Source organism: Streptomyces mesophilus, from assembly GCF_011044995.1.
Taxonomy (GTDB): domain Bacteria; phylum Actinomycetota; class Actinomycetes; order Streptomycetales; family Streptomycetaceae; genus Streptomyces; species Streptomyces mesophilus.
Window position 1 is genome coordinate 17,768 of the sequence record NZ_JAAKZW010000095.1, and the last position, 11,330, is coordinate 29,097.

At 70.4% G+C, this 11,330-nt stretch carries 8 protein-coding genes; 5 read left to right on the forward strand and 3 right to left on the reverse strand.

Features of this window, described 5'->3' with window-relative positions; all coding sequences use genetic code 11:
- Window positions 1-59 precede the first annotated feature (59 nt).
- The gene (locus tag G6045_RS21820; RefSeq protein WP_165333730.1) at window positions 60-539 is read left to right on the forward strand and encodes a MerR family transcriptional regulator; all 480 of its coding nucleotides are present in this window, start codon (window positions 60-62) and stop codon (window positions 537-539) included.
- A 5-nt stretch (window positions 540-544) separates the two neighbouring features.
- Window positions 545-877 (forward strand): thioredoxin, encoded by a 333-nt coding sequence (trxA, locus tag G6045_RS21825; RefSeq protein WP_328707858.1) that lies wholly within the window; start codon window positions 545-547, stop codon window positions 875-877.
- Between the two features lie 36 nt (window positions 878-913).
- Here the strand turns inward: trxA and G6045_RS21830 are convergent, their stop codons facing one another.
- Window positions 914-1,804 (reverse strand): helix-turn-helix transcriptional regulator, encoded by an 891-nt coding sequence (locus G6045_RS21830; RefSeq protein WP_165333731.1) that lies wholly within the window; start codon window positions 1,802-1,804, stop codon window positions 914-916.
- 204 nt (window positions 1,805-2,008) lie between these two features.
- Here G6045_RS21830 and G6045_RS21835 point away from each other — a divergent pair, with 204 nt between their 5' ends.
- The 3 genes from G6045_RS21835 to G6045_RS21845 all read left to right on the forward strand — a co-directional run bounded on the left by G6045_RS21835 (window position 2,009) and on the right by G6045_RS21845 (window position 6,606).
- Window positions 2,009-2,788, forward strand: a complete 780-nt coding sequence (locus tag G6045_RS21835) for an NAD(P)H-dependent oxidoreductase (RefSeq protein ID WP_165333732.1) — start codon at window positions 2,009-2,011, stop codon at window positions 2,786-2,788.
- A gap of 162 nt (window positions 2,789-2,950) precedes the next feature.
- Window positions 2,951-5,224, forward strand: coding sequence for a HelD family protein (locus G6045_RS21840; RefSeq protein WP_165333739.1), 2,274 nt, complete (start codon window positions 2,951-2,953; stop codon window positions 5,222-5,224).
- 68 nt (window positions 5,225-5,292) lie between these two features.
- A complete protein-coding gene (locus G6045_RS21845) occupies window positions 5,293-6,606 on the forward strand; it encodes an SUKH-4 family immunity protein (RefSeq protein WP_165333733.1) in 1,314 nt (437 codons plus the stop codon).
- Between the two features lie 29 nt (window positions 6,607-6,635).
- On the opposite strand, the gene G6045_RS21850 is transcribed toward G6045_RS21845, so the two are convergent.
- Both G6045_RS21850 and glgB read right to left on the reverse strand, forming a co-directional pair.
- A complete protein-coding gene (locus G6045_RS21850; RefSeq protein ID WP_165333734.1) occupies window positions 6,636-8,747 on the reverse strand; it encodes a hypothetical protein in 2,112 nt (703 codons plus the stop codon).
- 119 nt (window positions 8,748-8,866) lie between these two features.
- Window positions 8,867-11,218: a 1,4-alpha-glucan branching enzyme gene (gene glgB, locus G6045_RS21855; protein ID WP_328707857.1), complete on the reverse strand. Its 2,352-nt coding sequence runs from the start codon at window positions 11,216-11,218 to the stop codon at window positions 8,867-8,869.
- Between the last annotated feature and the right edge of the window lie 112 nt (window positions 11,219-11,330).

Below are 11,330 nucleotides of genomic sequence, written 5' to 3' on the forward strand. Positions count from 1 at the left end.
GGCCGCATCCGCGGTGGACGCTTTCCTTGACGTCGGGGTCAAGGATTACCGTCGTATCCATGCGAATCGGCGAGCTGGCCGAGCGGGCCGGGACCACCACGCGCACGCTCAGGTACTACGAGTCACGGGGGCTGCTGCCCGCGCGGCGGGGCAGTAACGGGTACCGGGCGTACGACGACAGCGATCTGCGGCTGGTCGAGCAGATCAAGGTGCTGCAGGACTTCGGGTTCGGTCTCGAGGAGACCCGGCCGTTCGTGGAGTGTCTGCGGGCCGGGCATCCGGAGGGCGACTCCTGCCCCGCCTCGCTCGAGGTCTACCGGCGCAAGCTCGATGAACTCGACGCGCTGATCGGCGAGCTCGAGTCCGTACGGAAGAAGGTGCGCGGCCAGCTGGAGCGCGCCGAGCTGGCGCGGGCCCGGCTCGCGGCCGAGGCGGAGACGCCCGGCGGTCCGGATCCGCTGTGCGAGCTGGCAGAGCCGTCCGATGCGACGGCATCCGCGCAGAACGAGACGACATCTACAGGGAACAAGGGGTGGTGAGGACCGTGGTGAAGGCCGAAGGCGTGCCCGAGGTGACCGACGCGGATTTCGAGCAGGAGGTGCTGAAGGCCGAGCTGCCCGTGCTCGTCGAGTACACGGCGACGTGGTGCGGGCCCTGCCGTCAGCTGGCACCCGTGCTCAGTGAGATCGCCCGCGAGGAGGGCGAGCGTCTGAAGGTGGTGCAGCTGGACGTGGACGCCAACCCCGGTACGACGACGGCGTACGGCGTTCTGTCGATGCCCACGCTGATGGTGTTCAAGGGCGGTGAGCCGGTGTGGCAGGTGGTCGGCGCCCGCCCCAAGCGCAAGCTGCTCGCCGAGCTGGCGGACGTGGTCTGACCGCTGAGGGGCGCGGCCCGGGGCGCCCCGGGCCGCTCAACTTCCGGCGGTCCGGCGGTCGTTGGCGGCCGGCCGCGCTCGCCGCACCTCGCCGCCGTCCGCGCTCAGACCCGCGAGCAGCCGCAGCCCGTCCTCGGTGGGGCTGCCGGCAGGCGCCGAGAGCACGATGAGCTCCATGCCCGGGGCGTCGGGCAGCGCGAAGTTCTCCTGGTGCAGTTCGAGCAGCCCGACCAGCGGATGCCGGTAGGCCTTGCGGCCATGGGTGCGGGCGCGCACATCCGCCCGCGCCCAGAGCCGGCGGAACCGCTCGCTGCCCATCGCCAACTCGCCGATCAGCGAGGCGAGCCGGGGGTCGTCCGGATACTGCCCGGCGGACAGGCGCAGATGCCCGACCACGTCGAGGGTGCACTGCTCCCAGTCCGCGTACAGACCGCGCTCGGCCTCCTCCAGGAAGATGTGCCGCGCGGTGTTCAGGCCCTCTGCAGGCCGCCCGTGGAGCAGCTCGGCGAGACGGTTCCCGGCGCGTACGTCCAGGCGGTGGTCCATGATCAGCGCGGGTGCCCCGGTCACCAGGTCGAGCACGCGCAGCAGCTCGGGACGGATCCGCCCGGCCGGCGCCTTCGCACGGCGGCGGCGCTGCCGCGCAAGCCGGTAGAGGTGCTCGCGCTCGGTCTCGTCCAGGCCGAGCACGCGGGCGAGCGCGTCGAGCACCTGCTCGGAGGGCTGCGTGGCGCGGCCCTGCTCCAGGCGTACGTAGTAGTCGACGCTCACTCCGGACAGGTGCGCGACCTCTTCGCGGCGCAGCCCGGCGACCCGCCGGCGGCTGTCCGTGGGGATGCCGACGGCGGCCGGGTCGACCCGGGAGCGCCGCGTCCGCAGAAAGCCCGCCAGATCCTCCGCCGCTCCGAGTCCCGTGTGATCGTCCATGGCTTCAAGTATGGGCTCGCGCCCGCCCTTGAAGGTGGCCCTGCCAGTACCAGGAAGTCCCGTCCTACGGAAAGGGCGTCCCTGAACAGCGGGCGCCGCAGCGTCCAGGATCGAACGCATCCGGTCCGGAGGATCCGGTCCGCATCATCCGGTCCGCAGGATCCGATGCGCAGCACACGATGCGTTCGAAGCCAGGGAGTTCCCATGAAGACGCTGATCGTCCACGCCCACCCCGAGCCCCGGTCGCTCAACAGCTCGCTCAAGGACCTCGCGGTGTCCACCCTCGAGGCCGCCGGTCACGAGGTGCGGGTGAGCGACCTGTACGCGATGAACTGGAAGGCCGCCGTGGACGCCGAGGACTACGGCCTCGACGCGACGAGCCGCCTGAAGGTGGCCGCCGACTCGGGCCGTGCCTTCGAGCACGGCACGCTCGCCGCGGACGTCCGCGCCGAGCAGGAGAAGCTGCTGTGGGCGGACACGGTCATCTTCCAGTTCCCGCTGTGGTGGTACTCGATGCCGGCCATCCTCAAGGGCTGGGTGGACCGGGTGTTCACCTACCGCTTCGCGTACGGCGTCGGCGAGCACAGCGAGACCAAGTACGGGGAGCGGTACGGCGAAGGCACCCTCGCGGGCAAGCGGGCTCTGCTGTCGGTGACCGTCGGCGGCCCGGAAGCGCACTACGGCCCGCGCGGGATCAACGGACCCATCGACGATCTGCTGTTCCCGATCCAGCACGGGATCCTCTACTACCCGGGCATCGAGTCGCTGCCGCCCTTCGTCCTGTACGGCACCGACCGGATGACCGACGACGAGTTCGGGGACGTCGCCAAGGCATGGAAGGAGCGGCTGCTCACGCTGGAGTCCACCGAGCCGATCCCGTTCCGCCGGCAGAACTTCGGTGACTACGAGCTGCCGTCCCTGCAACTGAAGGAGGGCCTGGAGCCCGCGGGCCGCACGGGATTCGGGCTGCACGTGCGGGGCTGAGCCGGAGAGCGTGAGCGGAAACAAAAAGCCCCGGACTGTTTGCAGCCGGGGTATTTCCGCGCGTATATTGAGTGTTTCTGTGCATACAGAAAAGGACCTCTCGAAGAGGTCCAACGAACACACCATATCGCGCGAGGAGTCGAATTGTCAACATCCGAAGAGCTGCGAAGCGAGCAGGAATTCGTCGCCCGGGTGTATGCGCGCCTCGGGCAGCTCCAGGCGGCGGCCGAGCAGTCCGCCGAGTCGGCGCTTGCGCAGGTCGGGACCGGACGGCAGGCGCGGCTCGAGCGCGATGTCGCGGTCATCGAGAAGGGCCGGCTTGTCGCCGAGCTGAACGGTGTGGAGAACGGTCTGGTCTTCGGGCGCATTGATCTCAATCACCCCGACAATCTCGTCGAGGAGCGCGACAACTTTCACATCGGCCGTATCGGAATCCGCGCCGACGACCAAGAGCGCACCCCGATTCTGATCGACTGGCGTGCCGATGTCGCACGGCCTTTCTATCTCGCGACCAGCCATGTGCCGATGGGTCTGCGCCGCCGCCGGCACATCACCATGCAGGGGCATGAGGTCGTCGCGCTGCACGACGAGATCCTCGACCTGAGCGACGAGGAGCGCACCGGCTTCGAGGACCCCAACGGCGACGCCGTGCTGCTCGCCGCCCTCAACTCCGCGCGTACGGGGCGTATGGGCGACATCGTGCAGACGATCCAGGCCGAGCAGGACCGGATCATCCGCGCACCGCACCAGGGCGTCCTGGTCGTGGAGGGCGGGCCCGGCACCGGCAAGACGGCGGTCGCGCTGCACCGCGCCGCGTATCTGCTCTACGCGCAGCGTGAACTGCTCGCCAAGCGGGCCGTGTTGATCGTCGGACCCAACCCTGCCTTCCTCGGCTACATCGGCGAGGTGCTGCCCTCGCTCGGTGAGACCGGGGTGCTGCTCGCGACGGTCGGTGAGCTCTTTCCCGGAGTGAAGGCGACCGGCGAGGACACCCAGGATGCGGCCGAGGTGAAGGGCCGAGCGGCGATGGCGGAGGTGCTCGCCTCGTACGTGAGCGATCACCAGTCCGTGCCCGACACGGTCCTGGAGGTCGACCACGAGGACCACGGCATGTTGCTCGTCGACCGCGCGATGGCCGAGGAGGCGCGGACGGCCGCGCGCGAGATGCGGCTGCCGCACAATCTCGCCCGACCGTACTTCGCGTTCCGGATCATCGACGCGCTGACCGAGCAGCTCGTCGAGCGCATCGGCGCGGACCCCTTCGGCGGCCCGAACCTGCTCGGCCCGGATGACATCGCGCAGCTCGGCAAGGACGTCGCGACCAGCGCCGCGGTGCACGGTGCGATCGCGGACCTCTGGCCGGAGCTCACCCCGCAGCGGCTGGTGCGGGAGTTCCTCGCCGATCCGGTCGGCTATCTCCCGGACGCGGACGCCGAGTCGATCCGGCGGTCCACCGGAGCCACCAGCCCGTGGACCTCCGCCGACATTCCGCTGCTCGACGAGGCCGCGGAACTGCTCGGTGTCGACGACTCGGCCGAGCGCGCCCGCCAGGAGGCCGAACGCCAGCGCCGTATCGAATACGCGCAGGGCGTCCTCGACCTCTCGTTCGCCTCGCGTACCTATGAGTTCGAGGACAAGGAGGAGCTGTACGACGACAAGGCAGACGCCGCCGAGGTGCTCTCCGCGCACGACATCATCGACGCCGAGCGGATGGCAGAGCGCCAGGAGGAGGAAGACCTGCGCAGCGCCGCCGAGCGGGCCGCGGCGGACCGGACCTGGGCCTTCGGACACATCATCGTGGACGAGGCGCAGGAGCTGTCGGCGATGGCATGGCGGCTGCTGATGCGCCGCTCGCCCACCAAGTCGATGACCCTGGTGGGCGATCCGGCCCAGACCGGGGACGCCGCGGCGCTCGGCTCGTGGTCCTCGATCCTCGCGCCGTACGTGGGCGACCGCTTCGAGCATGTACGGCTGCGCGTCAACTACCGCACTCCGTCCGAGGTGATGGACCTCGCCGCGGCCGTGCTCCGCAGCATCCACCCGGGCCTCGAACCGCCGCGTTCGGTGCGCTCGACGGGGGTGGCGCCGCGGTTCGTGCCCGTATCGGCGTCGGAACTTGCCTCCCGTACGGGCGAGTTGGTGTCCGAGTTCCTGCCCGACGAGGGTCGCCTCGCGGTCATCGCCCCGCGCGAGCTCCACGCGGAGCTGGCCGCGCATCTGCCGGAGGTGACGCCCGGCGGTGAACCGGACCTGACGCACCGCGTGGTGCTGCTCGACGCGCGGCAGTCGAAGGGCCTGGAGTTCGACTCCGTCCTCGTGGTCGAGCCGGGAGCGTTGCATGCCTCGGATCTGTACGTGGCGCTCACCCGGGCCACGCAGACACTGGGCGTCCTGCACAGCGCCGGACTGCCGGACGGGCTGCGGGCGATGTCCTAGACGGATGCCCGGCATGGGCGGAGGGTGGAGCCGGATGCGGTGTCAGAGCCGGGTGGCAGCATGCGGGTATGACCGAACAGCTGGACGAACTTCTGGAAGATCCACGGCAGTTGCTCGACACCGGGCGCGCGGCCGTGCGCGCGCACCTGGAGGAGGGGGCCGACGGGGCGGGGCGTGAGGTGTTCCTCCAGGCCGAGGCGGTATTCGGTGGCGCGGACGTGCCGCGCGCCGAGTTCGCCTCCTGGCTGCACTTCGCCGCGAAGATGCTCGGCGAGCACGCGTACGCCGAGCGGATCGCCGCCGCCGAGCCGGGGATGCCGTGGCGGACGGTCTGGGCCTGGTGGCGGCCGGTGAACGGGTTCGTGGCGCAGCCGAGCCAGACCGGGTACGACGGGGTCGCGGAGCGTCATGGGTACGGGGACGGGATCCTGCTCGAAGTCCGTACGTCCTTCGGCAGTTCCCGGCTCTGGCTGGACGAGGCGACGGGCCGCCAGGTGCCCGCACCGGACGCCGACGCGCTGACGTCCACGCCCTGGGAGAATCCCGCGGAAGGCGTTCCGGACCTGATCGACTTGGACCTCGTCGCCCCCGAGTGCTGGGAGAACGCGTCGACCGTCAGGGTCGTCGACGGCCGGACGCGGCACCTGGTGGAGAGCGTGCACGGTATCGCGCTGATCGAGACGGATCCGAAGGTGCTCGCGGACTGGCCGCGCGGCGAGAACGACTGGTCGTCGGCCGAGGAGGGATCGCCCGGCCCGGCGCCGAGCCCGGTGCGGCCCACAGGTCCGCTCACCACCGCCCGCCTCGTCGAGTCCTTCGGCGAGAAGTGGGTGCGGAGGATCCCCGAGGAGGAGCTGCCGGCCGGTGTCGAGCACGCCGGGACCCGGGCCTTTCTGCGGGACATCGGGATGCCCGCGTACTGGGCTTGCCACGGCGGGCAGTTCGAGCTGAACCCGCTCGACGCCTGGCTGCCGCCCTCCGAGGGCGACGTGTCCGAGGACGGGCTGCCGGAGGGCGTCACGGCCGCGGACCTGCTGACCTTCGCCGGCACCGACTACGGCAAGGTATATCTGCACCGCCGCGAAGGCTCCGTCCACATATGGACCAGGACGACCAACCCGGGCGGCACGGGACACCCCTTCCTCATCCGGGTCGCCCCCGGCCTGGACGTCTTCACCCGCTGCCTGGAGGCGATCCACCGTTACCGCAACGCCTGTTGGCACCCGTATCCCGACGAGGGCGACCAGGAGGATCTGGCCCAGGTGTACTTGGCGGAGATGGAGGAGCTGGCCCCGGGTCTGTTCGAGCCGGGCACCCCGAGCGGCGAGCTGTGGAGCTGGCTGTACGCGGGGATCACGGAGCTGAGCGAGGACGGGTTCTGAGCCGTGGCAGCCCCGGGCGGGCGGAGGGGTCAGGAAGGGCGTCTGCGTACGGCGTTGGTGAGACCCACGATGAACAGCGTGGCGAACATCCAGGCGCCCACCTGAGCGACCCACGACGCCAGGACGAAGAACAGCCCCGCCGCACCTGAGCCGGGGCTGCAGCCCTCCAGCTGCTGCATCCGGATCAGCGGCAGACTGGACTCGACGGCACGGCCGATGCGCTCCACGGAGCGGCAGCCCTCGCCGTCGAGTCCACCGCCCCAGAGCGCGAGCACGCTCATCGCCATGAAGATCCCGACGAGTCCGAACACGGCCCGCCAGGGCTGGTGCCCGAAGCCGATGGTGATGCCGGCCAACTGCTGCCAGAAGCGCAGCAGCACACTCTGGTCCCGCGTCCGCTTCAACTGGTCGCGGTGCTGGGCGATGAGCACCTGACGGGCCTCGAACTCGTCGCCCTGTTCGCGGTAGCGGCTCGCCAGATGCTGGTAGGGCTGGGAGCGGTAGGCCGGGGTCTCGTCCGCCAGGAGCACGATCCATTGCTTGACGTCGATCCGTGCGTCGAGGACGCCGTACTCCAGGTCGTCCAGGGCGACGAGCTTGCGGCCCGGGCTGCGGTTCGCGCGGACCGTCTCGGGCGAGACCTCGAGCCGGCCGCGGATACGGCTGCCGCGCAGATCGACTTTGGGGTGGGGGTGGTGGCCGGAGGAGTCGCTCGACAGATCCTGGGCCGTGATGTGGATGTTGTCCGCCCGGAAGTCGGCCATGACCTCCATCGAGCGTGCGGACAGGGCGGGGCCGAAACCGGACCGCAGATGGGCGGTCGACAGATCGAGTGCGCCCTCGATCGTCGACGCGTGCAGCCGGATCGCGCCGTCCGTGCCGCCGCCCCGTGCGGTGAACTCCTCGTTCAGGCGCAGATCGCCGCCCACCTTCAGCTGCACGGCGAACAGGGCGGTACCGAGCTCGTTCTTGATCCTGGCGGAGGACAGGGACGCGTATCCGCCGATCTTGGCGCTGAACAGGTTGACGGCGGCATGGGTGATGCTGCGCGTGCTGAAGGTCGCGCTGTTCAGATGCGCGTCCCCGTCCACGACGAGCCGCTGGCCGTTCAGTACGCAGCCGCTGCGGTTCCTCAGCCGGGCGTGGGACAGGGACAGCGTTCCCGTGATCTTGGTGCTGAACAGGTTCAGGGCCGACCGCTCCCCGCCCGAGGTCATCTGCGCGTGGCTGAGGTCGAGGTCCCCGTCGACCCGCAGCCGGCTGGCGGTCAGGGACGGGCCGCTGTGATTGCGGATGCGTGCCCGCACCAGGTCGGCCTTGCCGCCCAGGGTGGCGTCCGTGAAGGAGAGGGTCCCGGTCGGGCTCGTGGAGCCGGAGGCACTCAACTCGCGCATCAGAAGCCCGGTGTTGACCCGGGTGCGGTCGCAGTCGACCGCCGGGCCGCGCGGATTGTCGACGGTGCCGCGGGACAGGTGCAGCCGGCCTCCGATCTCCGCACCGCGCAGGGTCAGGGCGGCCCCGTCCCGGTGGCGGGCGCTGATCGTGGCCGAGTCCAGATACACATCCCCCTTCACCACGAGGTTCGTGGCGTCGATGCCGGGACCGTTCTTGCTGCCGACGTGCAGACCGGCGGCGAACACACAGCCGGAGATCTGCGCGCCGTGCAGGGACACGGTGGCCACCGCGGCATGACCCATGACATGGGTCCCCTCGAGGCGGAGGTCGAACTGCAGCGTCAGGTTGTCGGCGCCGAGGCAGGAATCGTCCCCGTCCTCGATCAGACAGCCGCTGAGGTCGAGGGAGGAGAGCCGGGCGTTGCTCAGCGTCAGACCGTCGCGCAGGTGGCAGTCGAGGATGCGGACATTGGCCTGTGTCGTCAGGCAGTTGAGGTCGAGGTGCCCCACGACCACCAGGCCGCGCAGCAGCACGCCCTGCGAGCTGTCCCGCAGGGCGGCCCGTTCGAGCATCGCCTCGCGGATGACGCAGGCGCGGACCACATGGTCGCGCCCCCACCTGCGCATCGCGTCCGGTGCCTTGCGTTCCTCGGTGAGCAGGACCGGCGGCCCCTCGTCGAGGACCTGCCTGCGGACCGCCTGCTCCAGCGCGGTCCGCGGATCATCGGCACCCTGAGCCCCCGTCATGAGTCAACTCTACGAAGACCTGTGTGGAGTGACCACGCATCGCACGCAGTGAATTCCTCAACTCCTGCTACGTGTACGGCAGTTGAATACGTCTCCGTTCCGGCTCGCGCGGCCCGCCCTCACGCCGGCCGCAGCCACACCGTCGACAGCGGCGGCAGGACGAGCCGCAGGCTCGCCGGGCGGCCGTGCGCGCCCACCGGGTCGGGCTTCAGCGATCCGGGGGTGACCACACCGCCGCCGCCGTAAGCGGCCGCGTCGGTGTTCAACACCTCCTGCCAGGCGGGCACTTCGTCGGGCACGCCGAGCCGGTAGTCGTGCCGGACGACCGGCGAGAAGTTGGACACGGCCAGCAGCGGTGAGCCGTCGGCGTCGTAGCGCAGGAACGCGAACACGTTGTCCTCGGCCGCATCGCCCACCACCCAGGCGAAGCCCCCGGGATCGGTGTCGCGCTGCCACAGGGCCGGCGTCGCGCCGTACACGGTGTTGAGGTCGCGGACCAGATCCCGTATGCCGCGGTGGTCCGGCTCGGCCCCGTACCCGGGATCGAGCAGCCACCAGTCGGGCCCGTGCGCCTCCGACCACTCGGCGCCCTGGGCGAACTCCTGGCCCATGAAAAGGAGTTGCTTGCCCGGGTGCGCCCACATGAAGCCGAGATACGCGCGGTGGGTGGCGCGCTGCTGCCACCAGTCGCCGGGCATCTTCGAGACGAGCGAACGCTTGCCGTGCACGACCTCGTCGTGCGAGATCGGCAGCACATAGTTCTCGCTGTACGCGTACACCATCGAGAAGGTCATCTCGTTGTGGTGGTGCTTGCGGTGGACCGGCTCGTGCTGCACGTAGCCGAGCGAGTCGTGCATCCAGCCCATGTTCCATTTGAGGCCGAAGCCGAGGCCGCCGAAGCCGCCGGGGCCCTCGTGGTGGGTCGCGCGGGTCACGCCGTCCCAGGCCGTGGACTCCTCGGCGATCGTGACGACGCCCGGTACGCGGCGGTAGAGGGTCGCGTTCATCTCCTGCAGGAACGCCACCGCGTCCAGGTTCTCGCGGCCGCCGTGCACGTTCGGCGTCCACTGGCCGTGTTCGCGGGAGTAGTCGAGGTAGAGCATCGAGGCGACCGCGTCCACGCGCAGGCCGTCGATGTGGAACTCCTCGCACCAGTAAAGGGCGTTGGCCACAAGGAAGTTGCGGACCTCGTTGCGGCCGTAGTCGAACTCCAGGGTGCCCCAGTCGGGGTGCGCGGCACGGAGCGGGTCCTCGTGCTCGTACAGCGGTCGGCCGTCGAACTCCGCGAGCGCCCAGTCGTCGCGCGGGAAGTGCGCCGGCACCCAGTCCATCAGGACGCCGATCCCGGCCTGGTGCAGCGCGTCGACCAGGTACTTGAAGTCGTCCGGTGTGCCGAGGCGGGCGGTCGGCGCGTAGAAGCCGGTGACCTGGTAGCCCCAGGAGCCGCCGAACGGGTGCTCGGCGACCGGCATCAGCTCGACATGGGTGAAGCCCAAGTCCTTGACATAGGCCGGGAGTTGCTCGGCGAGCTGGCGGTACGTGAGCCCGGGGCGCCACGACGCCAGGTGCACCTCGTAGACGGAGAACGGGCTCTCGTGCGCGGCCCGCTCGGTCCGCCGCGTGATCCACTCCTCGTCGTCCCACGCGTGGTGCGAGCGGTGGATGACCGAGGAGTTGGCCGGGGGCACCTCCGTGCGCCGGGCCATCGGGTCGGCACGGAAGGTCATCGAGCCGTCGGCCCGGGTGATCTGGAACTTGTAGAGCTCGCCCTCGCCGATCCCCGGCACGAACAGCTCCCAGATCCCCGACGAGCCGAGCGACCTGAGCGGGAAGCCGGTGCCGTCCCAGTAGTTGAAGTTCCCGACGACCCGCACCCCCTGGGCGTTGGGCGCCCAAACGGTGAAGCGGGTGCCGGCCACGTCCTGGTGGGTCATCGGCTCGGCGCCGAGCACCGTCCACAGCTCCTCGTGGCGGCCCTCGCCGATCAGATGCAGATCGAGCTCGCCGATCGCGGGCAGGAAGCCGTACGGGTCGGGGGTCTCGAAGTCGTTGTCCTCGTACGAGACGGTCAGGCGGTAGTCGGGGACGGACCGCAGCGGCAGGACTCCGGAGAAGAACCCGCCCCCGTCGTCCTCCAGTTGGGCCCGCAGCCCTTCGGTGACCACCGTGTCGAGCATGCGCGGCGCCGCGACGACCTCCGGGATGTCGACGGTCCGGTGGAACCCGTCCCCGAGCAGCAGCGGCACGACCACAGCCCGCCGGACGCCCGCCTCGGCGAGCTCATCGAGCGCTACGGCCAGGGAGGGCTCCTGGTGATCCATGTGCCCCACGACGGGGCGTATCCCGCCCAGCGCCTCGACGACATCGCACAGCTGCTGGATCGTCGCCCCAGCCTCGGGCACGGCACTGCCGTGCACGGCGAGCACGAGGGTCGGGGTTTCGTCGGTCGTGGTGCCGGGGGGCGTAGGCACCGGGGCAGCGGGGGGCACGTGGGCAGCCGTGGGCACCTGGACGAGGGCAGAAGCAGGGCGCATGCCTTCGACGCTACGCATCCCGCGCCCGCGCCGGATCTGCCGGAAGCCC

Excerpts from the sequence above, each read along its gene's own strand:
- G6045_RS21820 (WP_165333730.1), top strand. The coding sequence starts at position 60 with ATGCGAATCGGCGAGCTGGCCGAGCGGGCCGGGACCACCACGCGCACG.
- G6045_RS21830 (WP_165333731.1), bottom strand. The coding sequence starts at position 1,804 with ATGGACGATCACACGGGACTCGGAGCGGCGGAGGATCTGGCGGGCTTT.
- G6045_RS21835 (WP_165333732.1), top strand. The coding sequence starts at position 2,009 with ATGAAGACGCTGATCGTCCACGCCCACCCCGAGCCCCGGTCGCTCAAC.
- G6045_RS21845 (WP_165333733.1), top strand. The coding sequence starts at position 5,293 with ATGACCGAACAGCTGGACGAACTTCTGGAAGATCCACGGCAGTTGCTC.
- G6045_RS21850 (WP_165333734.1), bottom strand. The coding sequence starts at position 8,747 with ATGACGGGGGCTCAGGGTGCCGATGATCCGCGGACCGCGCTGGAGCAG.